The 24,360-nt window shown below is 64.6% G+C and carries 19 protein-coding genes; 11 read left to right on the top strand and 8 right to left on the bottom strand.

Annotated elements, in window-relative coordinates; translation table 11 throughout:
* Nucleotides 1-2 precede the first annotated feature (2 nt).
* Nucleotides 3-1,520 (bottom strand): SDR family oxidoreductase, encoded by a 1,518-nt coding sequence (locus B7W94_RS04100; protein ID WP_025104046.1) that lies wholly within the window; start codon nt 1,518-1,520, stop codon nt 3-5.
* Nucleotides 1,521-1,588: 68 nt separating this feature from the next.
* Here B7W94_RS04100 and B7W94_RS04095 point away from each other — a divergent pair, with 68 nt between their 5' ends.
* The 6 genes from B7W94_RS04095 to B7W94_RS04070 all read left to right on the top strand — a co-directional run bounded on the left by B7W94_RS04095 (nt 1,589) and on the right by B7W94_RS04070 (nt 5,382).
* Nucleotides 1,589-2,659, top strand: a complete 1,071-nt coding sequence (locus tag B7W94_RS04095) for a M4 family metallopeptidase (RefSeq protein ID WP_085604617.1) — start codon at nt 1,589-1,591, stop codon at nt 2,657-2,659.
* Nucleotides 2,634-2,945, top strand: coding sequence for a protealysin inhibitor emfourin (locus B7W94_RS04090; RefSeq protein ID WP_085604614.1), 312 nt, complete (start codon nt 2,634-2,636; stop codon nt 2,943-2,945). Before B7W94_RS04095 ends, B7W94_RS04090 begins: the two co-directional genes overlap by 26 nt.
* Before the next feature lie 103 nt (nt 2,946-3,048).
* On the top strand, nt 3,049-3,270 hold the full coding sequence (locus tag B7W94_RS04085; protein WP_085604611.1) for a hypothetical protein: 222 nt from the start codon (nt 3,049-3,051) through the stop codon (nt 3,268-3,270).
* Nucleotides 3,271-3,370: 100 nt separating this feature from the next.
* Nucleotides 3,371-4,129, top strand: coding sequence for a ribonuclease H family protein (locus tag B7W94_RS04080; protein WP_085604608.1), 759 nt, complete (start codon nt 3,371-3,373; stop codon nt 4,127-4,129).
* A 28-nt stretch (nt 4,130-4,157) separates the two neighbouring features.
* Nucleotides 4,158-4,544: a DoxX family protein gene (locus tag B7W94_RS04075; protein WP_085604605.1), complete on the top strand. Its 387-nt coding sequence runs from the start codon at nt 4,158-4,160 to the stop codon at nt 4,542-4,544.
* A gap of 139 nt (nt 4,545-4,683) precedes the next feature.
* On the top strand, nt 4,684-5,382 hold the full coding sequence (locus tag B7W94_RS04070) for a Pr6Pr family membrane protein (protein WP_253247381.1): 699 nt from the start codon (nt 4,684-4,686) through the stop codon (nt 5,380-5,382).
* Here the strand turns inward: B7W94_RS04070 and B7W94_RS04065 are convergent.
* From B7W94_RS04065 to B7W94_RS04055, 3 genes are all read right to left on the bottom strand, one after another.
* Complete coding sequence (locus tag B7W94_RS04065; protein WP_085604602.1) at nt 5,373-6,725, bottom strand: flavin monoamine oxidase family protein; 1,353 nt, start codon at nt 6,723-6,725, stop codon at nt 5,373-5,375. The genes B7W94_RS04070 and B7W94_RS04065 overlap by 10 nt on opposite strands.
* Nucleotides 6,726-6,820: 95 nt before the next feature.
* Nucleotides 6,821-7,798: an SRPBCC family protein gene (locus B7W94_RS04060; RefSeq protein ID WP_085604600.1), complete on the bottom strand. Its 978-nt coding sequence runs from the start codon at nt 7,796-7,798 to the stop codon at nt 6,821-6,823.
* A gap of 1 nt (nt 7,799) precedes the next feature.
* The gene (locus tag B7W94_RS04055) at nt 7,800-8,207 is read right to left on the bottom strand and encodes an ArsR/SmtB family transcription factor (protein ID WP_085604598.1); all 408 of its coding nucleotides are present in this window, start codon (nt 8,205-8,207) and stop codon (nt 7,800-7,802) included.
* Between the two features lie 253 nt (nt 8,208-8,460).
* On the opposite strand from B7W94_RS04055, the gene B7W94_RS04050 reads away from it, so the two are divergent.
* From B7W94_RS04050 to B7W94_RS18540, 4 genes are read left to right on the top strand one after another with little or no spacing between them, the layout of a single operon-like run.
* Nucleotides 8,461-9,279 carry a hypothetical protein gene (locus B7W94_RS04050; RefSeq protein ID WP_172400060.1) on the top strand — a complete coding sequence of 273 codons (819 nt, stop codon included), beginning with the start codon at nt 8,461-8,463 and terminating at the stop codon, nt 9,277-9,279.
* The gene (locus B7W94_RS04045; protein WP_172400059.1) at nt 9,272-11,311 is read left to right on the top strand and encodes a Mu transposase C-terminal domain-containing protein; all 2,040 of its coding nucleotides are present in this window, start codon (nt 9,272-9,274) and stop codon (nt 11,309-11,311) included. The genes B7W94_RS04050 and B7W94_RS04045 overlap by 8 nt, the downstream gene beginning before the upstream one ends.
* 14 nt (nt 11,312-11,325) lie before the next feature.
* Complete coding sequence (locus B7W94_RS04040) at nt 11,326-12,360, top strand: TniB family NTP-binding protein (RefSeq protein WP_085604589.1); 1,035 nt, start codon at nt 11,326-11,328, stop codon at nt 12,358-12,360.
* Entirely contained in the window at nt 12,357-14,738 is a 2,382-nt protein-coding gene (locus B7W94_RS18540; protein WP_139833244.1) for a zinc-ribbon domain-containing protein, read from the top strand. The genes B7W94_RS04040 and B7W94_RS18540 overlap by 4 nt, the downstream gene beginning before the upstream one ends.
* 114 nt (nt 14,739-14,852) lie before the next feature.
* Here B7W94_RS18540 and B7W94_RS04015 read toward each other — a convergent pair whose 3' ends face one another.
* The 4 genes from B7W94_RS04015 to B7W94_RS04000 all read right to left on the bottom strand — a co-directional run bounded on the left by B7W94_RS04015 (nt 14,853) and on the right by B7W94_RS04000 (nt 23,157).
* On the bottom strand, nt 14,853-15,488 hold the full coding sequence (locus B7W94_RS04015; RefSeq protein ID WP_085604586.1) for a hypothetical protein: 636 nt from the start codon (nt 15,486-15,488) through the stop codon (nt 14,853-14,855).
* Nucleotides 15,489-15,744: 256 nt separating this feature from the next.
* Nucleotides 15,745-16,590: a hypothetical protein gene (locus B7W94_RS04010; RefSeq protein WP_085604583.1), complete on the bottom strand. Its 846-nt coding sequence runs from the start codon at nt 16,588-16,590 to the stop codon at nt 15,745-15,747.
* Nucleotides 16,591-16,636: 46 nt separating this feature from the next.
* Entirely contained in the window at nt 16,637-19,873 is a 3,237-nt protein-coding gene (locus B7W94_RS04005) for an Eco57I restriction-modification methylase domain-containing protein (protein ID WP_085604580.1), read from the bottom strand.
* Entirely contained in the window at nt 19,870-23,157 is a 3,288-nt protein-coding gene (locus B7W94_RS04000; protein WP_085604577.1) for a helicase-related protein, read from the bottom strand. Before B7W94_RS04000 ends, B7W94_RS04005 begins: the two co-directional genes overlap by 4 nt.
* A gap of 257 nt (nt 23,158-23,414) precedes the next feature.
* On the opposite strand from B7W94_RS04000, the gene B7W94_RS03995 reads away from it, so the two are divergent.
* Nucleotides 23,415-24,278 (top strand): CFI-box-CTERM domain-containing protein, encoded by an 864-nt coding sequence (locus B7W94_RS03995; RefSeq protein WP_085604574.1) that lies wholly within the window; start codon nt 23,415-23,417, stop codon nt 24,276-24,278.
* Nucleotides 24,279-24,360 lie beyond the last annotated feature (82 nt).

The raw sequence follows: 24,360 nt of genomic DNA, 5'->3' as shown, positions 1-24,360 counted from the left end.
CGTCACCAGGGGCTGGGCTCGTAGTCCTTGAGGAAGACGCCGTGGATGTCCTCGCCGGCCTCGCCGCGCACGATGGGGTCGTACACCCGGGCGGCGCCGTCGACCAGGTCGAGCGGGGCATGGAAGCCCTCCTCCGCGAGGCGCACCTTCGTGTAGTGCGGGCGCTCGTCGGTGATCCAGCCGGTGTCGACGGCGGTCATGAGGATGCCGTCCTTCTCCAACATCTCCCCCGCGCTCGTGCGGGTCAGCATGTTCAGCGCGGCCTTCGCCATGTTGGTGTGCGGGTGGCCCGGGCCCTTGTAGCGCCGGGAGAACTGCCCCTCCATCGCGGAGACGTTCACGACGTACTTCCGGCGCGACGACGACGCGGCCATCGACGCCCGCAGCCTGCTGATGAGCAGGAATGGCGCGGTCGTGTTGGCGAGCTGCACCTCGAGCATCTCCAGGGGATCGACCTGATCCACCGACTGCACCCAGCTGTTGACGCGGTTCACGTCCGGCACGAGGCCGCCCGCATCGATCGCCGTGCCGTCCGCGTGCTTCTCGAGCGAGGAGGAGCCGGGGGCCATCGCGAGCCGCGCGAGGTCTTCGGCCGTGAGCGCCTGTCCCCCCTGCTCCGCGACCGTGCCGCCGAGCGCCGCGACCGACAGCAGCGGATGCGCGTCGACCGAGGCCTGCAGCGCCTGCGGGTGCGGGTCGACGGTGTGCCCGAAGGTCTCCATCTCCGGCAGCGGACCGTCCGGCAGCGGCTGCAGCTCCGCGTCGGCGAGCAGCGAGTACGCCCCCGGCGAGCGGCGGACCGTCTGCGCGGCGTTGTTGATGAGGATGTCGAGCGGGCCCTGCGCGGCGACCGAGTCGGCGAGCCCGATCACCTGAGCGGGGTCGCGGAGGTCGATGCCGACCACGCGCAGCCGGTGCAGCCAGTCGCCCGCGTCCGGGAGGGCCGAGAACCGCCGCACGGCGTCACGCGGGAACCGGGTGGTGATCGTGGTGTGCGCACCGTCGCGGAGGAGGCGCAGCGCGATGTGCATGCCGATCTTCGCGCGGCCGCCGGTGAGCAGCGCGCGCTTTCCGGTGAGGTCGGTGCGGGCGGTGCGCTTGCCGTGGCTGAAGCGGGCGCAGTCCGGGCAGAGCTGGTGGTAGAACGCGTCGACGAGCGTGTACGGCTGCTTGCAGATGTAGCAGTTGCGCGGCTTGAGGAGCTCGCCGGCGATGGGGGCGTCGATCACACGGGACGCGAGGTCGTGCCCGCGCGTCTCGTCGTCGATGCGGTCGGGGGCGCCGGTGGCGGTGCGGGCGACGACGGCCTTGTCCGCCTCGGCGATCGCATCCCGGATCTCCTTGCGCCGCACGCGCTTGACGGCCTTGAACATGGCTGCCGTCGCGTGGCGCACGGCCACGAAGTCGGGGTGCTCGTTGTCGATGGTGTGCAGCTCGGCGAGGACGCGCAGCGTCGTGGCGAGGTCGTCGGGGTCGATGCCGGGGCCCAGGTCGGGGGTGGCGTCGGGCGCGTCGGTCATTAGGCCGATTTTACGCGACCGTCCTGGGGGTCTCCTGCTGTGTCCGCGCCCCGGCGTAGGGTCGACGCATGAGCAGCGCAGAATCCTCCCCGCATCCCGGCGTCGTCCCCTCCTACCTGCTCGCCCGTCTGGCGGAGTCGGGTCGGTTCCCGAAGGCCGCCGCCGCGGCCCGACAGACGCTCACCGCGGGGCGCCCGCCGTTCCGCGCCCGCATCGACCTCTCGATCGACGAGAACGGCGACCTCGTCGCGCGGCTCTCCGATGCGCCGAACCGCACGATCAGCGACGCCGGCAACACCCAGCAGCTCCCGGGGGCCGTGGTCCGCACGGAAGACGATGAGCCCGTCGCCGACACCGCCGTCAACGAGGCGTTCGACGGCCTGGGCGCGACGTTCGAGATGCTGCTCTCCGCGTTCGGCCGCAACTCGCTCGACGACGCCGGCGCTCCTCTCGACGCGACCGTCCACTACGGCGTCGACTACGACAACGCGTTCTGGGACGGCGAGCGCATGGTGTTCGGCGACGGCGACGGCGAGGTGTTTCAGCACTTCACCGGCTCGCTCACCGTGATCGGGCATGAGCTCGCCCACGGTGTCGTGCAGCACACGGCGAACCTGGAGTATCAGGGCCAGCCGGGCGCACTGAACGAGTCCGTGGCCGACGTGTTCGGCGCCCTCACCGAGCAGTACGCCCTGGGGCAGTCCGCCGACCAGGCGAGCTGGCTCATCGGGGCGGAGATCTTCACGGATGCGGTAGAGGGCTCAGCTCTGCGCTCCATGATCGCGCCGGGCACGGCCTACGACGACGATGAACTCGGGAAAGACCCGCAGCCGGACCACATGAGCGGATTCGTGCGCACCACCGAGGACAACGGGGGCGTGCACATCAACTCCGGCATCCCGAACCGCGCCTTCGCCCTCTTCGCCCTCGACCTCGGCGGCAACGCCTGGGAGCGCGCCGGCACGGTCTGGTACCGGGCACTCACCGGCGGACTGTCGAGCACCGCGACCTTCACCGAGTTCGCCGATGCCACGGTCGCCGCCGCAGCCACGGTCGATCAGGAGACGGTCGCCGCCGCTCGACGCGCGTGGACGACCGTGGGAGTCTATGAGGGTGACCGAGGACCCGACGCCGCCTGACGCCCCCGTCGTCATCGCCATCGTGCGCTCGGGAGGTCTCGCCGGCATCCGTCGCCAGTGGCGTGTGGAGGCCGAGCCGCCGGACGCCGAGGAATGGATCGGCCTCATCGACAGCTGCCCCTGGGACGACGACGTCGACACGGAGTCCGGGGCCGACCGGTTCGTCTGGAGCATCCGCGCCCGCACCCCGTCCGAGCGCCGGGAGCGGGAGCTGCCCGACTCCGCCGTGGACGGTCCGTGGCGCACGCTCATCGATGCGGTGCGCGAGGCGGCGCGCGCGGAGTGAGCCGCGGTCGGAGATTCGCGCTCCCGTCGCAGGATGCCGCCGGATCCCTGCGACCTCGGTGGGAAACTGCGACCCCGCGCCGCCCGGGGGCGACAATGGAGACATGGGACTCTTCCAGCAGCGACCGGAGGAAGAAGAGAAGCAGTGGGGACTCCCCTCTGAACCTCTCGAGACCTCGGCCGCAGACACGCTCGACGCCGCGCCGACGGTCGACCCGCTGGCCCTCGGCCTCGACACCCCGTCCTCGGTGAGCTCCATCGTGTTCCCCGTCGCCCCACCCGCCCCCGAGGCCGCGAGCACCGAGAACGCCGACCCCGAGGACTGACACCGCGCCGTCGCTGTTTCGCACTCCCGTCGCAGGTTCCGCCCGAATCCGTGCGACCGCGGCGCGAAAGTGCGTCCGCGGCCAGCGATACGGTGGACGGATGACCATCACCGCCGCCGCAGACGGCTCCGCCCTGGGCAACCCCGGCCCGAACGGCTGGGCCTGGTACATCGACGACGCGAACTGGGCGGCCGGCGGCTCCCCGCACGGCACGAACAACCAGGGCGAGCTCCGCGCCGTCCTCGAACTGCTCCGGGCGACGGCCGGCACCGACGAGAAGCTCCTGATCGAGTGCGACAGCCGTTACGTCATCGACTCCGTGACGAAGTGGATGCCGGGCTGGAAGCGCCGCGGGTGGCGGAAGTCCGACGGCGGGCCCGTGCTGAACCGCGACCTCCTCGAGGGGATCGACGAGGCCCTGCGCGGTCGCGACGTCGAGTTCTCCTGGGTCAAGGGCCACGCCGGGCACCCGCTGAACGAAGCCGCCGACGAGCGCGCGAACGCCGCCGCCAAGGCCTATCAGCAGAAGCAGGAGCCGCGTCGAGGCCCCGGGTTCACCCGCGCGACCGATGCCGGAGCCGCCGTCGCCGCCTCCGCGCCGGTCGCCGCTGCCGCCGCCGAAGCCCCGGCATCCGCCTCGACGACAGCCTCCTCGCGCACCTCGACCCCCGTCGCGGAGGCGGAGTTCGCCGCGCCGCTGTGGGCCGAGACCTCCGACCTCCTCGACGGACTCGACCTCGCGCAGGACGACCCCATCGTGCTCCAGCTCCCGCTGTCCCCCGACGAGCACGCGCGCCTCCGGGACCGCGCCGAAGCGCAGGGCATCACCCTCGAAGAAGCACTTCGCCGCCTGATCTGACGGAGACCGCGAGGCGTACACTCGCACCATGTCGACTCCCCGCACCATCGGCCGGATCTTCCTCGGCGCCTCGCTCGTGTTCGCCGGCGTCTCCCACCTCACGTTCGCCCGCGAGGAGTTCCAGGCTCAGGTGCCGGAATCGCTGCCGCTCGATCCCGACACCACGGTGCTCGCGTCCGGCGTCGCCGAGGTCGCGCTCGGCTCCGCTCTCCTCTTCGCCCGACGCCGCCGTCGCACGGTCGGCACCGTCGCCGCGCTCTTCTTCGCCGCGGTCTTCCCGGGCAATGTGGCGCAGTGGATGCATCATCGCGACGGCTTCGGCCTCGACACCGACATGAAGCGCTTCGTGCGTCTGTTCTTCCAGCCGGCGCTCATCGCGCTGGCCCTGTGGTCGACGCGCGCCCCGCGCCATTGATCCCCCCCGCGAGAGCAGGCGTTCCCGCGAGAACAGGCCCCCACCCCCACCCGCGCCTGAACCCGCGCGGCGGCCTGATGCGGCGTCACCCCGGCTCGGCTCCGTAGACTCGGCGGATGGCGGAAAGGACGAGGCGACGGTGAGCAGGCGCACCGTCTTCGGCCTGCTCCGGCTCACCGCCGCCGCCGTCTGCCTCATCGCGCTGATCCACCGCCTCGCGTGGGGACTCGCGTCGAACACCATCGCGAGCCAGAACTTCTTCGCGTATCTGACGAACCAGTCGAACATCGCCTTCGTCGTCCTCCTCACCATCGCCGGAGTCCTCGCGCTGCGGAGAGCCCGCGACCCGCGGTGGCTCACGGTGGCCCTCGCCCTCGTGCTCACCTGGACGATCACGGCGGGACTCGTGTTCGCGATCCTCGTCTGGCAGGCCGGAGTCCGGGGGATCCGCATCGACGTGCCGTGGTCGGATCAGGTGCTGCACTTCTGGCTGCCCGCGGTGACGGTCGCCGCCTGGGCCCTGGCTCCCGGACATCGGGCGGTGCCGTGGCGGGTGATCCCGGTGACCCTGGTCTACCCGGTGCTGTGGGGCGTCGCGACGCTCATCCGCGGGCCGCTGATCGGCTGGTACCCGTACTACTTCCTCGACCCGCGTCAGGTGAGCGGTCCCGTCGAGTTCACCGTCTCCTGCGCGATCGCGCTGGCCGTCTTCGCCGCCGTGGCGACCGCGCTCGTGCTCATCAGCCGCCTGCCGGACCCGTGGGACCGCGCACCCACCGAGCCTCCGCCCGAGGACCGCGTTTCGGACGAGGCCGCACGCGAGACGGTTCAGGCGTAGAGCGCCAGCGACGCGAGCGCCGCCTCGACGGCCTCCGCGTCCCCGAGCTCCGCGAAGTCCCGCGCCGCCGCCCCGCCCACGATGCCGACGAGCACGTTCTCGCCGGTCGAGGGGCGGAGGTTGATCCACGTGGGGATCGCGATGTCGTCGCCCACCGCGTGCCAGATCGCCTCGTCGCCGTCCCAGAACGGCTCGTCCCATCGCAGCCACACCGTCTCGATGGCGCCCATGCCGAGCGCGGAGACGGCGCCGCGGTTGTCGAACGGCAGCGGCGGATCGAACTCGATGCCCTGCTCCTGTAGCACCCCGAGCGGCACCGTCAGCAGCACCCGGTCGAAGGAGAGGGCCTCCCCGGTGCCGAGGCGCACACTCACCCCGGTGTCGTCCCACGCGAGGCGCGTGACCGGCGAGCTCAGCCCCACCTTCACGCCGTCGAGGGCACTCTCGATGAACGGGGTCAGATCGTCGCCGACTCCCTGCAGCGCTGCGTCGGGGAGCGGCGGGGCGAACCAGCTCGACAGGTCGGCGGCGTCCGCGCCCGTCCGTGCTGCGAGGAGCGCGAGGAGCGCGGCGGTCGCGGGGTCATCCGGATCGATGCCGGCTGCCACCAGGGCGTCCGCCACCGAGGAGTCCTGCGGGGCGGACTGCGCCGTGGTCACCGCGGCCTCCACCGGCTGCGGATCCACGGGGTCGACATCGCCCTCGGCCGAGCGCCACCGCGCCCCGTCGAGGTCGACGAGGTCCATGTCCCCCTCGTCGATCGTCTCGAGAAGCTCCGCGTCCGCCTCGCCGAACAGCCACGCGCCGAGCTGCACCGGAACCGGCCACTCCTCGTCCGCGCGGGAGAGGATCCGGCCGCCGACGCGGTCGCGCGCTTCGAACACCGTCACCTGCAGGCCGTCCTCCGCGAGCTGCGCAGCGGCGGTCGCTCCGGCGATCCCGGCGCCGATCACGGCCACCCGCTCGCCGTCCTCGGCGGCGACGGTGAGTTCCCGCGCGGCGCGGCGGCCCGACCGCAGGGCTCCCCGGACGGTACCCGGCGCCTCGTCGTCGGTCGCCTCGCCCGCGAAGAAGAGCCGGTCGTCGACGGGCTGCGCGAGCGCCGCACGGGTCGCGGCGAGCACCCCCACGGGAGTGAAGCTCGCGGCGCCCCGGGCGAAGGGGTCGGTGGTCCAGGTGCTGCGGACGCTCCCGCTCGGGGCGGGGACACCGGGCGGCGGCTCCGGTTCGCGCGTGCGGGTGGGGGTCGGCGTCGGTTCCGGCTCCGGGGTGCAGGAGGCGAGAAGCACCGAGACGGCACCGGCTCCGGCGCCGAGGAGCAGGGTACGGCGCGTGATCCTCATCGTGCCGCCACTTTATCCCGCTTTCGCACAGGCAGAAGCGCCGGAACAGGCGGCTCTCCACGAGAACCGCCTGTTCCGGCGCGAGTGCCTGGGTGTCAGACGGACAGCAGCTCCCGCTCCAGTCGCGCGAACGAGGCCTCCATGCCGTCGGCCATGCCGGTGGCGAGGATCATGTCGCGCGTCTCCTTGTCCGGATACTCGATGAGCACCGTGACGAGAGTCGCGCCGTCCTCCTCGTAGAGGTTGAGGTCGTTGAGCGTCTCGGTCGGCATGCCCTGCATCCGCTCGGTGGTGACGGCGCGCTTCGGGGCGTCGATCAGCAGTGCCTCCCCCTCGAATCCGAACGGCTCACCCTCCGTGTCGCCCACGGGCGCCCAGGAGTTCCGGTACGACTGGCCGACCTCGGTCGCCGACACGCACTCGGTCATCTCCCACCCGTCCGGCCCGAGCATCCACTGCCGGATGAGTTCGGGCTCGAAGTGGGCGCGCCACACCAGCTCGCGCGGACCCTCGACGAGGCGGGTGATGCGCACGTGCGTGTCGTCGAGCAGCTCCACCCGCGTGCCCTTGCCCTGCGCGTAGTCGCGGAGGTCCTGCAACACGGCGTCGAGCTGGGCCATGGCCATCCGGGTGCCCTCCACGGCGCCCATCGCGACGACCTGCTCGAGCGCCTCGGCAGACGTGAAGTGGCTCGTGTTGACCATGCGTGTGCCCTCGGCCGTCGGCTCGAACGTGAAGGTCATGCGCATGGAGGGGAGGTTCGCATCCGGCGTGCCCTCCTCGTCGGCGAACGAGTCGAGCACCGTGAAGCTGCGCGGCGCGTCGATCTCCAGGAACTCCCACGTGCCGGAGGCCTTCTCCCCGCGGGGACCGTTCATCGTGTAGACGGCTCGCCCGCCGACGGTGTGGTCCCACCGGGTGAAGGTGGCCGGCCACCCGGGAGGACCCCAGAACCGCTCGAGCTGCTGCGGGTCGGTGTAGGCGGCCCAGACGCGCTCGACGGGCGCGGCGAGGTCGGCAACGACGGTCATGGTGAGGTTCTCGGCATCCGTGATGATGTCCGTGACAGGCATGTCAGTCTCCTTGCGATTCGTCGCGTTGACTGCTGGTGGGGTCGGTGGAGGCCGGTCGCTCCCCCGCGGGCGGGGAGGGCTCGGCCAGGAGATCGTCGAGCCGGGCGATGCGCGACCGCCACAGCTCTTCGTATCGGGCGAGGAGCGCCCTGGCGCGGGCGATCATCTCGGGGTTCGCGCGGACGAGCCGCTCGCGTCCCTCGGCGCGCTTGACGATGAGGTTCGCCGCCTCGAGCACGGCCACGTGCTTCTGGACCGCGGCGAACGACATCTCGTACTCGGAGGCGAGGGTCGAGACGGACTGCTCCCGCTCGATCGTCCGGCGCAGGATGTCCCGCCGGGTCGACGTCGCCAGTGCGTGGAACACACGGTCGACCTCCGCTTCGCTCAACTCCATTTGTGCAACCATTTGGTTGTACGTTAGACCCGCGTCGCGAGCGTGTCAAGAGTTTTCCTGTCAGAATCGCGTTGAGGTTACACAAGGCGGCTTTAGCTGACACAGATCATTGTTCGGTTACACATTGTGTAAGCCGAACCCCCGGTATGAGCGAAACGCCGGTGCGTTGGTCGCCACGCCACGTTCGATGCCCGATCATCGAGGCAATCATCGAGTCGCAGCCGGGCTGCGGAGCACTTTCGCAACGAAGCTGAAGGGCAATGATGTGAAGAGGCCGCGTTACTTGGGCATGACGCCGAAGAGGCGTTCAGCGTCGACTGAACTGCAGTGGCTTCCCGACCCCGAGCTCTCGGCCGCGACCGACCGGTCGCGGCGAGATGACTTCGCGATCGTGAACGCTGCTCTGGAGCTCGACTGGACCGCTATCAATCCCCTCCCGGTCCGCAAGTCGCCTGGCGTCCGTCATCACTTCACTCCGGCGGAATACTACTGGCAGCGCACGCATCGCTTTGTGTGGTGCGAGTCTCAGAATGAACGCTGGGAGGCGCTCTGGCTCGACTTCGGGGGCCAGATCGAGAACCTGTGGTCCCAGCCCCTTGCGATCCACTTCGGCAAGGGTTCGAAACTGGCGGGTGAGTCCCATTTTCCGGACTTCTTGGGTCTCACAACCGAGGGAGGCTACGCGCTCTTCGACGTCAAGCCTCGAGATCAGATCGACGAACATGATGAGCTCCAGTTCGGGGAGACGGCGAAGGTTTGCCGTCTCCTCGGCTGGCATTTTCAGGTCTTGGAGGGACACAATCCCCACGCGACACAGAATCTGTACTGCATCTCCGCGTCGCGACACGTCCGATGCGAGCCTGACGCTCCGACGCAGTTCCGCATCCTGCAGGCGGCAATCAACGGTGCAACCCGAGGCGAGCTTTGCGAAGTCGCTGCTCCGGAGTGCCCTCCATTGGCGTGCGCGTGGGTCGACAATCTCACATGGCGCCGGTTGCTTCGTGTGGATCTAGCAGCGATATTCCGGAATGACACCGTTTACACGACCGCGAGCAACGCGGACGCACAGGCCCGGTATGTCTAAGACAGTGCGACTGGAACCGGGTTGCTTGATCCAGGTTGAAGCCGAGATCTGGGTACTGGAGAGCGTGAGAAATGGCAAGGACGCGCGGCTGCGTCTCCAGGGGAGCGACGACGACTGGATTGTGATGTCTATGCGCGAGCTGCTACGCCACGCGGGCACGGCAAGACGCACAGCCGAGGTCAGGGCACGACCCGAGGGCAAGCAGTGGCCAGCCGACGTGCTCGATATGGAGTCCCATCTCCTGGAAGTCTTCCGGGGCATCCCGATGGACCCCTTCGCACCGGGACCTCGGCCGCTCTTCAATCCGACCACAACGACTCAAGAAAGTCGGATAGTCGCCAAGATCGCCGAGCTCGCTGGGACTTCCGCGAAGATGTCGCGCAAGTCCTTCTTCAACTACTGGACCACTTACCAGACAGACGGCATCGCCGGCCTCAACAACCGCATGCATCGCAAGGGTAGAAAACGCTTGGTCGTGGAGAACGCAGACCCACGATTGATCTCCGCCATCGACGAGATTCTGCGCGGTCGAGTCGACATGCCGACCTGGACTCGTAGGCAGTGCGCGTTCCACGTCCGTCGGCTGCTGGATCAGCGACATCCGGGAGATCCGGTGTGCGGGGTGAAGCCCACCACGCTCCAGGGCCTCATCAACGAACGCGACGCAGGCATGTACACCTTCGACAAAGCGTCAACGCGACGCAACTCGGCGAACAGCCCCGACCGCGAATACAAGTCGGGTAGCGCGTCTCGACTTGGTGAGACCTGCGAGATCGACTCCACCACACTTGATGTGCAGGTGTGGGATGACAAAGGCGAGCCCTTCAGACCCAAGCTCACCGTCCTATTCGATGTTGCAAGTCGCGTCCCGATGGCATGGGCTATCCATGCCGACTCACCCAAGGGGTTCGATCACGCCATCCTTCTGGCCCGCGCAATCGTGGGGCGAAAAGCTGTCCCAGGATCAGCATCAAGCCGGCTCTCCGCCTCGTCCGTCCTCCCTGTCGCACTGATGAAGACAGTGAACCGTTTCCTAGATGACGACTCGTTGGCTGTGCCGTGGATCTTCCCCGAATCGATCACGATAGACGGCGGCGCCGACTTCCGCTCCAAAACTTTCCGAGACGCCTTACTCCGCTACGGCATCACCCCCGTCCTCGCCCCGCCCGGTGCCGGCACCAACAAACCTCACGTCGAGCGCAACTTCGGCACGATAGCCAGCGACTTTGCCACGTGGCTCCCAGGCGCGACAGGCAACTCGGTTGCGAACAAGGGCAGACGCGATCAGCCGACTCTTACCTTGGACTCCGTCCGCGTGGCGTTCGACACCTGGGTGACCACCGTGTACTTGAACAAGCCTCATAGTGGGCTGAAGCACGGAGACATCCCTGGCAAGAAGTGGACGCCAAATCAGATGTACTCCATACTCTTCAGCTTTGGCCCTGGGGTGCAACTTCCCTTCGGCCCGGAGGACTACTTCGCGCTACTCCCGACGGAGCGGCGGATCATCGGTCGCGCAGGAATCAACTTCAGAAATAGACGCTTCGACTCCTCCCGCCTCGACGAGCTACGCAATCGATCGCTGACCGGTGCAGCGCCGGGTTCGAAACAAGCACGGAAGTTTGAAATCAGCTTTGACCCCTACAACCTCAGTTGCGTGTGGGTCAGGCACCCGACTAGCGGCGAATGGATCGAGTGCTGGGACACGGCCCTCGAAGAAAAGACCGCGTGGATGGCCGCGGAGGCGGCAGTCAAGTTGGTGGAGACCTTCGGGAGCGGCAAGTCGACTGACAAGGTACGCCAGACCGAATTCGTCGATGCCATTGAACGCTTCGATCGGAAGGATTCGCGCCTGAGATCGAGGCGCCTCCGCGCGTCCGCAGCTGCTCAGCGCGAGCTCGAGGACCCTCCCCTGCCGTCTGAGCCGACTCCGCTCGAGATGTCGCCTGCTTCGAGCCCCGCCGACATCGCCAGCATCGACTGGCAATCCGCCGAGTACGACATCGTCGCAGTGAAGGAGATACGACCTTGACGCTTCAACCTCTCGTGCTGCTGCACGACCGAAAGACGACCCTCCCGGGCTTGCGCGAAGCGTTCGATGCCCAACCCGACAAGCCGCCCGACATGGCCTTCCGCGACTACTCGGCTCTGAGCGGCGGAGAACGCGCGACGTATGACGAGGCCCGCGAAGACTACATGCGCTTGTCACTCCGAGTCAGCACGCCCGAGCAGGACCTCTGCATCGGCATCGTGAGGAAACTCATGTCGGCAAACCCCCGGCGTAAGAACTCACGCCGTGGTTTGATGATCTCCGCCCCGATGTTCCACGGCAAGACCGAACTCGCACTCATGCTCGCTCGATCAGTCGAACATCACCACCGATCAGGCTTCCCCGATTATCTCGAGCGGGGCGAGGTTCCCGTCGTGTGGGTAGAGATGACAGAACACTCGACCGGGAAAGCGCTATTCGCGCAGATCGTCGAGTTCCTGTGCCCCACGATCACCATCCCCCGCCAAATGACCACAGACCGTCTGCGAAAGATGGCAGTGGAACTCCTCGCCGGCCACCGCACCAAGCTCCTCGTCATCGATGAGGCGCACAAGCTGGGAGGCAGCGAGCCCTCGAGCATGATCAAGGCGCTGCAGAATGAATCTTCGGCGACTGTGGTGCTGGTTGGCATCCACCTGCAGGGGAAGGCCTTCGGCTCTGGAGACGGCCAACAGGTCACCTCCCGCTGCGACATCGTCACGATCGAGAGGATCAACATCAAGACCGAGGACGGACGCAAATGGTGGGTTCGATGGGTCGCGACGTTCGATCGCAACCTTCCGCTTTGCGGTCACCGGCCCGGCCTGCTGACTCTAAATGCCGCCCTTCTCCATCGCGCAGCTCGAGGACAACTGGCCGTCCTCGCTCTCATCGTCGAGCGGCTCGTGACGACGATCTTGCTCGACGATGAACGGTATGACGAGGACGTCACCAAGCAACGCCTGTTCGAGGTTCTCACCACCCTGCGCGCAACGACGTCGGTTACCGACAAGAACAAGATCAGGCTCGACGACATCCTGGAGACATCATGAGCCACCCGTTGATCTGGGCGAATCGACCGAAATGGCACCGCTTCGAAACACCACAGTCGTATGCGCGACGACTCTGTAGAGCAGCAGGGGTACCGCTCGACTTCGTCGAACGCCGGCTGACGACGTCAAGCCAACCGTACATCTACCGAGTGTGGGCTCGCCAAGACCTAGCTGCGGCTACGATCGAAGCCGCAGCAGGCCGGCCGTCCGGGCACTTCGACCGCATGCTGGCGATCACTCAACCCGACCGAACATTCCCCTACCCCAATCGCGTCCTCTGTCGCTTATGCAGTCGCGGGGAGTTAGTCGAGCAGATCCCGCACGACAGCGAGACATGGTGTCTACGCCATCCCGGCCAGCTCGTGTGGACAGGCGCCGGAACGACCCTTGACACGCAGCTGATCGCGCCCTTCAGTGGGGCCCAGCGCATAGCTGAACTATCTTTCCGTCGGATGATGGGTTCGGGACGCGTCAACGCTCGTCTCCATTCGGAGGTGTGGGCGATGGTTCGCGATAGTTTCAGCCTCGCGCAGATCGCTGATACCGCCTACACCCCAACCGCGTCCGGTGGCGAGGTGAATGTACGCGCGAGATTGTTCCCGATCACGGTCAAGTTGCTTCGACTGCTTTCAGAGCCCGCCACTATCGAGCTGTGGCGAACAGCGGAGCCGACCTCACTCCGCGCGCACATCTCTGCATCGCTTCCCGAACTGACATTCCCCGCTGCTGGCCTCGTCGAACGCATCGTCCTGTGGCTGCGCCCCTTGCGGCGCGTGAGTGTGCCGACCCGGGTCGATCCCCTCGACGTACCCCTCGATGTCATCGATGCAGCCGCCATCATCGACGTTCGCCAAGCGTATCCGGCCTGGGTTCGTCAGCATCCCCGAGCCGTGAGCGAATGGGATTGGGATAAGAACGATCCCGGGCGCAGCCCCTGGGATTTCGTGGGCGTGTCCCGAAAAGCCTGGTGGGTCTGCGACAAGGGTCACTCATGGGAAACGAAGCCATCAACGCGCGGAGCCGCGGTCTCCCAATGTCCGGTGTGCTCACGTCAGGCGGTCTGGCCAGGGCACACAGACCTGCGCACATTGCACCCGGCGATCGCCGACGAGTGGGATTGCACACCGGGCGCGAACATCGGAGACCCGGATCGCGCGAGCGCCAGTTCCTCCCGGCGGGTCGCCTGGATATGCTCCAACGGTCACCGATGGGTTGCGAGCATCAGCAACCGCACCAACCATGGGTCCGGTTGCCCATACTGCTCCAAGGGTGGCCGCCGCCTGCGAGCTCTTGCGGGACAAACGGATCTCGCTACCCTCCGACCGGACCTTGCCCGCGAGTGGGACCAGGAGCGTAACGGCCCCGATGTCTCACCTGCGAACGTTCGGCCCGGATCAGGCAAGCATGCATGGTGGCTCGGTGCTTGCGGCCATTCCTGGCGAGCCGTGATAGCCAGTCGAAGCGGCCCTCACGGTCGAGGCTGCCCATTCTGCGCGAACAAGGCTGTACTCCCCGGCTTCAATGACCTCGCAACTACTCACCCTCATCTGCGAGCGTCATGGAGCACCACCAATCAGCGAGGACCTGAGGAAGTCACGGCCGGTTCGAGCTTCGAGGCAGTGTGGCGTTGTGAACGCGGGCACGAGTGGAAGCAAACGGTACAAGCGCGCGCGGTCAGGGGTACCGGTTGCCCCTACTGCGGCAACGTCGTTGTCTTAGCGGGTCTCAACGACCTCGCAACCGTCAATCCAGAACTTGCGGCAGAATGGGATAGCGATCCAGGTGCTAACACGAAGAGCCCGACGCAGGTGCTCGGCCGATCCGGTCACCGCGCCAGGTGGCGTTGTTCGAAGGGACACCGCTGGACAGCCACAGTCGCCAACAGAGGCGCTGGGCACGGATGCCCATACTGCGCCGGACGCCGAGTCATTCCCGCGGCGACCGATCTCGCCAGCCGGCGCCCGGATCTGGTCTCGGAGTGGGGGCCCCGCAACACCGTCGCTCCGAGCGAGGTCGCTCCCTACTCTCACCGTAAGTATGGCTGGGTGTGTTCGCGTGGCCATGACTTCAGTGCTTCGCCCGCCAATCGCAGCAACGGATTCGGATGCCCATACTGCGCAGGGCAGAGACCGTGGCGAGGAGAGACCGACCTTGCCACGCTCAGACCGGACCTCATTCAAGAATGGGACAACTCAAACCCCTTCGATCCGGATACCGTCACCGTGGGGTCCGGTGTCTCAGTGATCTGGCGATGCGCGCGTGACCACCGCTGGTCAGCTCGCGTCGCTACCCGTACCCGGAGACGCGGTTCCGGGTGCCCCTACTGCGCGGGTCGCCAGGATCCACAGGGCCCTCTTAGTGCCGGCAAGAGCGCCTAATTAAAGCCAGAGCGCACCTTTCTCGCCGAGAACCTCGTCGCGCAGGTGCTCACATTACTGGAGCTTCCCAGCACGGGGCTGAGGCAAAAGGCGCGACTGAGCATCAAGCGCGTCTTAGCGCCACCTCGCGCCTTCGAGGATGAGGTCGATGCGGCGAGGACTCCGACCTCCGAGAAGCCACTGGATCGGCGTCTGCCACTCTCCGCGGTGGATCAAGCTATCCTTCGGCACAGTCATGAAACCGTACACGCTCGCAGGATGCCAGTCTTCAATCAACGAGCGTACGACGTGCGCGAGATGTGGCAGCAACCCATCATCCGTCTGATCGGTGAACTGCCATTTCGGGTACACAGTCGTACCCGCTGCCTCAAATGCGTAGAGCCCGCCCGCTCGCAAGCGGTCATGGATCTCGGAACGGCCCAGGCCTAGTCGCTTCACGACTTCGGACTCGCCGTATGAGGCCGCAATCATCTCTAGTTCGGTGCGGTGCTCCTCATCCCGCAGGTCCCCTCGGGCGACGCTATCCTCAGTCTCAGCCAACTCCGCTGCGGTGAATGCGCCTGCCCGGATGAGGAAGGCGCGTTGTTGTGGAGTCATCCCGGGAGAGTAAGGAATGGCCTCCTTGGCGAGTTTCTCCGCTTTGACCCGCAGTGCGCCGAGGACCTCGGGATCGCACTCCTTGAGTTCGATCGTCCCAAGTAGTTCGTCAACAGCGTCCGCGAGTGTGAGCGGCCGATTCACGGGCGGCATGCCGATGTTCCTTCCCTCGGGCAAGAGTTCAGTAGTGCGATGATACGCCGGCACTCTCACAGGCGGGGTGATACAAGACGCTCACGCCTTGCGCGACGATGCCTCAATTCCCATGGCGCGGCCGCCACCCACCCGGCTCAACATGCAGCGATCGGCGACCGCCGACACGTCGGAGGTGATCGGAGGTCATGAACAAACGGCACGCTCCCCGAAACGATCGTTTCGGCGGGCTTCTGCTCCGTTCGGTGAGGCTCGCTCAGCGATTCTGGGCGCCAGCATTCTCCGCAGCGGTCGGCTGACCCTCCTGTTGAATCACCTCGAGGTCCATGTCATCGGCGTCGCTGGCCGCTGAGCGGTGGTCGGGCCTGGTGAGTTCAAGGCTTGCCAGATGTCTCTGCAGTCGCTTGGACATCGGGAGGAAGGTACTGAGCGTCAGCCCGCCCGAGAACACCGCCCCGAGCACGGGGATTGCCTTCGCGATTCCGCCCGCGAAGAGCTTCTTGGTCATGCTTACCCCGAGGTATCCCGCGACCCTCTTGACGATGGGGTAAAGCACGCCCTTAGTTAGCGCCTGTTGCGGGAGCTTCTTCGCCACATTCGCGGCAATCATGGCCGCGACCTTTGACACTCCGCCCTGGGCGAGCTGCACGCCGAACATGACACCAACAAAGAGGATTAGGAGGCTCTCTGTTGCTTCATCCAACTCCTCGTCGTCAGCGAAGAGGTCCGGCCAGCCGTAGACGTATGCAAGCTTCTGCGAGATCCGAAGCATGTGACTCATGTACTGGGCGAGATCGGCGGGAACGGTGCCGATCATTGCGACCCCGCCAGGGATGCCGGCAAGCGCCGACAGGCCAGTCACCTTGCTCGTCTCGTATCCAATGGAGGTGTTCGCTACCTCCTTGATGACGTCAGACGATATCCCGGCTGCAGCAGGGTTCTGAGCGATCGCTCGCTCGATCTGCTCATCGGTGCAGTAGCGCTTCAGCGCTTTTCGGAGGTACGCAGCACGATTGATTCTTACTCCGGGCAACTTCGCGGCTGCATCCAACACCTGCGAGAACTTCGTTCCTGAGTTCTCTACTACCCCGGGATCCACCATGAGGCCAATGCTACTAGCGGCCTCCGACGCAGATTCGCAGCGACGATCAGGGCCCTGGTCGGCCGGCGCCTCGCGCCTCGATTTCGAACGGCAGCTGACGGAACGTCGTTCCCGATACTCCGGTGCTCTTGTACATGCGGGCGTGCGCATATTGGATCTCTGGGAGCAGATCGATCCGCCCGATCGCGTTGAGCATGATCTCATCGGCCTCGCGGGCGAGATAGTCCAGTTCGGGGATCGCGTATCCGCCAACATACTTACCGGAGTTGAGGTCCCATGAGCGCACCTCCGGCAACGAAGCCTCAATTCGCTCCCCGAGCTCAACGAGGGCGTCGAAGGTATCTTGTCCAAAGCTGTGCAACGGGAACGGGATCTGTGACATCGTGCTCTTGGTGACGTTGAAGCAGTCACCCGTGAACGTCCACCACAAGAAGGCGAGCCGCGACGCAGCGACCGCGCTTGCTGCGAGCTGGTCTGCGCGGTTCTGCACGAACAGCTTCCCCTCGTTGAGAGGGACAGTCAGATGAGTTCTCTTGTCATAGGTGATCGGCGACTGGGTGTATGTACTGAGGAAGTAGGTCGCGGTTTTCTTGAAACCGACCGAGAAGTCGCTCACGCGGACGAGCGACGAGCTGAGTGCGCCCTTCGCTATCAACGTGTCGATCAGTTCGAACATCTCGTCACTACTGGCCCGCATCCAGTTCGGCGTTCTCGCCCCGGGCGGCCGAAGCGAGTATCGCAACGTCGCCAGTAGATGGGGGCGGAATGCCTCGATCCAGCTGTGCGTGAGTGTCGTGCGCAGCTCTGCTGCGCTGCCCTCGCCAGCAGCGGTGATGATGGTGCTGCGCACCTTGACCTGGAAAAGGGCGGCCGGTCGTTCCTGGAACGTGCTTACCCACAGCGAGCCAAACCGGCGCTCGTAAAACCTGCGGAGCGATTCGTCGCGATCGCTGAATTGACTCCGGATCGGGACAATCAGGCTGAGCCGACCATCTGGGCGGGTGATCTGCGCCGAACGTTCACAGCAGGAGGCGTAGATGTCGTCGATGTCGTCAGTTTCGAAACCGGTGATGCGGTAGCTGAGTTCCCGTCGGTTGACGTAAGGAGGATTGCCGATGACGACATCAAACCCGCCCTGGTGAAAAACCTCCGGGAACTCGACGAACCAATGGAACGGATGATGGGTGTCTACCCACGCGCCGAGCGGCAATGGCTCACTCTGAGTGAACTGGATAGCCGAGTGATAGAGCTCGTTGACGTGCGTCCGCACCTCGTCGAGTAGCTTGATGAGCGCACTGCGGTGCACCGGATCAGCGTCGCCGGTCTCCTGCCCCTCGCGGAAGACGCTGTAAGCCTGCGCGATGCGAGCCGCAGATTTTTTGACCTCCGCTACGCGAGGCTTCAAGAACCAGTCGGTGACGTCCTTATCAAGTGAGTCTTCGTTGAGGGCGCCGACCAGCGTGTTGCCTGCTTTGATGTTGAAGTCAAGGTCGGGCAGCGGCTCTAGGTCGCCTCGGTCGTCGATTGTGGCGACGAGCTTGAGAAACAGACGCAGACGGGCGATCTCGACGGCTTCCCGCATGATATCCACGCCGTAGAGGTTCGACAGTGTGGCGTGCTTGAGGATGAAATACTCTCGATTCGCGTGATCGTCCACTTTCGCTAGGAGTGCTGCTCCCTCAGGGAACTCGGTCGAGCGAGTGTGACGATCGAGCGCATCGAGGGTGGCCTCGTACAACGGCTGCAGGATGCGCAGGCCGGCGAAGAGGAACGCTCCCGAACCGCAGGTCGGGTCGATCACCCTGAGTTGGGTGAGAATCTGCCAAGCCGCTAGAGCCTGCTCGGGGGCGTTCAGCTGATCGATCGTGTCGATCGCGAGCTGTTCAAGGTCGATGTTCTCGGTGACGGCACGGTTAACGGAGTCGATCTCGCCGCGGCGTGCTGCGGCGAGTACCTGGGCGTGCTCCTGTCGACGTCGATCGACCTCCCACCACGTTTCGCCGGGCAACCCCAGAGTGCTGTCTGCGAGGACGCCCCAGAGCGGCCTGTGCTGTTCGGTGCGTTGGGCTTCGATTTCGGGCGGCAGTGGACGATCCGTGCCCCAGGCGAGGCTTGTCCAGATGTATGCTTCCGGGGTCTCCCGCACGTAGCGCCAAGGGTTGATACCGGTGCGCTCGATGAGGCGCTCGAGGAAGACCGGCACCATGGCGTTACTTGCCATGAAGTGAGTGACGTCCTCCTTGGTGTAATAAGCCCCCTTGTCAGACCCGCGATTGTCCTGACTTTCCTTCTCGTTGACGAACTGCTCGAAGATGTAGCCGAGCACGTCGGGGTTGATCTCGTTCTGCGCGGCGGTGGGGCGGTCGTCGAGGTGCCACTGGAACTTGTCGAAGAGGTCAAAGATCGAGGTGAAGATCTCATCGGGGACGTCGATCGTGTTGTCCCGCTCGAGCTCATGCTCGGTGAAGATGCCTCCATTGATGTACGGGACATCGCCCACGAGCTCCCGAATGACGTCCGTGGGATAGTCATGATTCCTGCCGCCGAGGCCCTTGTGAAACATCGGCAGGAGGAAGTCGCGGTAAAAGCCATAGAACTGGCCTCCGCCGACCATGTCACTAAGTCGGTTTAAACGATTACGGAGATAGTCGGTGTCATCGTCCATGAAGGACTTCTTCTGCATGAAATAGATAAACATCAGGCGGTTCATCAGCAGCGCGGAGTACCACTCCCGCTCACCGTCATCGGCGATGCCCTCGATGACGCTCGTGAGTGCACGCTGGCGTCGAACGAACTGATCGTAGAAGCGTCGGGTGACCAGGTCGGCGTCGAAGGCTGCGCGCATCCGCCGAAGCACGTCGATGAGCGTCCAGTGCTCGTTGAGCGGTATCTCGATGGTGCCCAGGCGTTGGTTGAGCGCCTCGTTACTTGTACCGATGAAATGTCGGTGCAATGCGAGGCGGGGCTGTCCTACTCCATCTGCGTCGGCAGCCTGGAGCCACCGCCACTCCTGGTGGTCATCGTCGGCGAAGATCAGCAGGCGGGCATCGGAGATTTTGCGGACTTGCTGGTCGATCAGGCGTTGGGTGCGAGCATCTGGGACTTCCCGGCAGAGCCAAACACGTAGACCAGAGTATCCAGCGACCTGATCCAGGGTGTAGGTCTGCTCGTCGATGTTGATTTTGAGTGGAGGCTGGTCGGGTCGGTCCCAGCCGAGTTCCTCAAGGAACAGGGACTGAAAGTCACCGGCGTTGACGAGCTTCATGCGCTCCGAAGCGCTCATGCCACCACTCCCATTGAGCAAACGATATGGATGGGGTCGACCGCGGCGACATCGATCACTAGACGCTTATCTCGGTGCAAGAGCACGAGCAGCTCGGCGAGCTCGTCGACATCGCTTCTCGTTGCGAGCGCGGTGGTGAATCGCTTTTCGGCTTCTTTCGTGAGAGGTCGTGTGAAGATCGCCTCGAGCGCGGCTGCTACTTCGCCCTTACTGGCTACAAGCGCCCCGTTGAGCTTGTTCCACAGACGCTTGCGGACGCCGCTGAGGCGGCCCTCGATGTTGCCACTCTGGATGAGATTGCCCTGAGCCATTTGGATCAGCAGCGGGAAGTGGTCGGCGCGCGCGGGAATCGCAGGAGTCGCAGGCTCGCATCGGAAGCGCGCAAGTGCCTCCTGCCCGGTGAGCAGGCGTACCCCATCGGCGGTACCGAATCCGAAACCATCGTTCTCGTTCTCGGTGCGGATGTAGCAGACGACGCCGTCTGTATCCCGCTCCGTCAGAGCAGGGCGGGTGGAGTAGACGAGGTCAGGCAGCTCCTGGACGCGATGGGTGATCTCCGGCGTGTCCTGTTCGGCAGTGCTCCACACCTCGTACGCCAGGCTGGACGCATCGACTTCATTGTCAAGCTCGTTCTCATCGAGCTTGCCCTTGTAGAGGTCTTCAATGATGCGGACCTCATCCTCGGAACCGAAGAACTGCTCGTCCGACCCGAACACTTCGGCGTTGGCATGCAAGCGTTCCGAGATCCGCTGGCGCAGGTTGAGAACCTGTTCCACACCATCGTGCCAAAGCGAGTAGATCAGGACCTCATCGGCTTTCTGGCCGATGCGGTCGACTCGGCCAGCGCGCTGAATGAGCCGGATGATTGCCCAGGGTAGGTCGTAGTTGACCACGATATGAGCGTCCTGCAGATTTTGTCCTTCTGACAGCACATCTGTTGCAACCAGTACTCGGTACTCTGTTGCGGGGTCAGGGTCGGTCGCCGTATCGGTGTCGTTGAGCGCCGCCGAGCCGAGCGTGTTCGACAGCGGCGAGAAGCGGCGCGCGACCTCGGTCGGATTGTTAGTTTCGCCGCTGGCGATGCCAACGCGGTCGATACCAGCCTCTTGCAGTGCCTCGGCGACGTACTTGGCGGTGTCCTTGTACTCGGTGAAGATCAGCACCTTCTCATCAGGATGTGTCTCAGTGAGCAATCTGATGAGCTCGGCGAGCTTCGAGTCCACGTCGGCGGTCCAGGCCCCAAACTCGTGCATCAAGGCCATGAGAGCTTCGGTGTCGGATCGGAGGTCGTCGAGCAGCTGCGGGGTAAAAATCGATGGGCGGATCCATCTCACCGATCTAGGGGCGGAGGCGAGCAACGCCTCGTACTCGCTCTTGCCGTCACGGTCGAGCGGGGGCTCGGTGCCCTCGTAATCTCCCTCGGCGTCGTCGTCGCTCTCGCTTGAGGTAAGCATGATGTCGAGGAGTGTGCCAAGAGGCAGGGCGAGGTCGTTCTCGACGGCATAGATGTAGAGGTTGTTGCGCGCGATGTGTCGCTTCAGCGACAACACGAACGAATACCCGCAGCTAGAGAGGCGCTTGTAGAGTCCGCTACGTACGAATCCGATGAGGTGGCCGCTGCCGCGCTCAAAACGCTCCACCGTCCGCTTCTCCTCGGGAGAAAGGTTCGGGGCCTTCTTGAGGTACGCGGCCAGGTTGTACCGCGGGAGCAACAGATGGTCGATCGTGTCGAGCGTCTCGACCGATTCCATCTTGGCCGCCGGGTCGTTGGCGCCAAACGAGTGCACGAGTGGCTTGGGGATGCGAGCAGGGAACGAGAATCGGTCTCCATTGGAGAAAGTAAGGTACTCCTTGCCGTGCTCGTCGACGAGTGCGTAGTTTTTGCGAATGAATGAGCGGGTGCGACGGATGAGATGCTCGCTCATCAATCGTTTCCAGTCATCTGGCTCTTCGCTGCGTTTGAAGGCCTCGAGGGTGCTGGTTTTTCCGTCTAGACGCTCCGCGAACCGGTCGTCTTTGGACATCGCCACAACTGGCTGCAAGCCGAGATCCTCGTCCGGATCGATGTAGAGACCAAGCTGATTTCCCACATCCTTGAATCGGATGTTGTACGGCGTTGCGGTCAGTAGCAATACGCGGCAATCGTAGTTGCGGATGTACTCCGCCAGCGCCTGGTAGTCCTGGCGGGTGTCGTTGCGCAACGTGTGCGATTCATCCACGATGACGAACTGATAGCGCCCCAGCTCGGGGAGCCGCTTGGCGGCCATGCTGTACGGAACAACCGTGGCGTTCAGCTCGTACTTCTCCCGATGCTCCTCCCACATCTTGACCAGGTTGACCGGGCATACGATCAGGGTTCGGTACCCCTCGGCCTCGTTGAGCAGCATGGCAGTCGCCGTAGCCGTAAGAGTCTTGCCGAGGCCGACAACGTCGCCAAGCATCGCGCCACCCTTAGTCATGATGCGGCGAGAAAGGGTCTTGACGGCGCTCTCTTGATACTCGAGCAACTGGTTACGCATCACCGGCGGCAACGTGTACTCGATAAGGCCCTCACGTACGTCCCGAGAAAGATGCCAGCACACCTTTAAGTACACCTCGTATGGTGTGAGCGGGATCTCGCTCGCCCAGGACTCATCGATGACTTCAATCAGATCCTCGGTGACATCGATCGAGAACTTGTCGGTCCAGCGGTCTTCGAACCAACCATCGAGTTTCGCAGCACCATCTGAATCAACGACATCCACATTGAGCTCGAAGTTATTCGCGAGTCCGGACGTCGTCAGATTAGAGGATCCGACGTAAGCAACGATCGGAGCGATCTTGTCGTTGCGGTGGCAAATATAGGTCTTGCCGTGGAGAGGCCGGCGGGTGAACAGCTTGATCTCTACCCGTCCGTCGGAGAGCTGCGCCCGAAGCGCTCGGATCGTGGCCTCATCCGAGGCTGTAGGTGCACCACGCATCAGCTGCTGCCGAAACTTGAGTCTCGCCTGCTGTTGCCTAGCTTGCGCAGTCTTGCGATCCATCAGGTCGTCGAGCGGAGCGCCCTCCAGAGTGCGCTGAAGATAATCGAGTACTTGGTCCTCAGGGTCGCCATGCACCATCCCAATCAGGACACGTGCTGCTGGACCCTTGCCAACCTCCCGGTCCTGCACGACATCGCTAAACAGCTTCCAGCCGCGAAGGTTGAAGTAGCCCACGGCCGCGTCGATACGGTTGGATCCTCTGAAGGTTTCGACGAGTTGGCTACCGAGGTTCAACTCGATGTTGTCGAAGATGCGGGTCACAACTCTCCTTGCTCGAAGCCGAGAACATCCTGACGAGCCTGCAGCATGGTCTCAGCGTATAGCGCGGGAGCTTGAGGCGTGCTCATCCCGGTGCCAGTCCGCACCGCCAACGATCGGCGACCGCTAGGGTGCTCGTACACAGCGCCTGCGGCACTCGTCTTGCCGACGGCCTCTTTCTTTGACTGATCGGGTTCATGATGTCTAGTCGATTTCAGCCACCGTTCGAGCGTTCTGTTTGCGTGTGGGAAGCTCAACTCATGATGCAGTGCTCGAACAAGGGCATCGAAGTATGGGAGATGAATCGCGAGGACTACGTGCGCGGTGACATCGTGGCCATGGACGACACGTTAGGAGCTGTCGCGGGATTCGCCACGTGGATGGAACTCGAGTCGCGGCGCTCTGACCCTGTCGCAATGCTCGTTCAGATCGAGGATTTTCTCCCTCAGGGAGCTGCACCTTTGCGAGTTATGTACCCCACGGTGGGGATCCACCCACTCCTGGACGAGGAATTCGTCGAACTTGAAGCATTCTCGCTTCTGGAGATGACTGAAGAGGACCGGCGCGCTTTCAGGGAGAACGACACGTCGTCCAGCTGGGTCGAGTTTCGACGCCTTGCCGAGCAGAACGGCTGGAGACTGGTGGAGACGAGGCTTCAGTCCGGCGGGTCTGGTTTCAGCTTACGGTGCCGACTCGACCGTTCCGCAATCTCCCCCGAGGTATCAATGCAGGAGGTGCGTACACGGGGGTTCAGTGTCATCTATGAGCGAATCGCTGGCTTCATGAGTCAGGTTGCCGAGATCGATGCCCGCATTTCCGAGCACATCATGCGGCCGCAGCGATCATCAGGGTGCTACATCGCGACAGCCGTGTACGGCTCTTACGACTGTCCAGAAGTTAGGGTTCTACGTCGGTGGCGGGACGACGTGCTTCTTCGAAAACCCGGCGGGAAGAGGTTCGTGCGAACGTACTATGCCCTCAGCCCCCACCTGGTGAACATCCTCGGCTCGACGAGGATATTCGCCTCCGCCGTGAAGCCATGTCTCAACCTGCTCGTAAGACGGTTGCAGAGGTCTGGGGTCGCGGCCACAACATACGAAGACAAACCCGACGCGCTTGTGTGACGGGCGAAGCGCCCCACTCAAACCCGTCTAAGCGGTTTCACTTCAGGACCCTCCTGCCGGATGAAGCGCGGGATGCTGACGC

Origin of the sequence: Microbacterium sp. LEMMJ01, from assembly GCF_002114135.1 — a bacterium.
Classification (GTDB): Bacteria; Actinomycetota; Actinomycetes; order Actinomycetales; family Microbacteriaceae; genus Microbacterium.
Note: the sequence above shows the minus strand (reverse complement) of the source record. Positions and strands in the feature narration are given on the sequence as shown.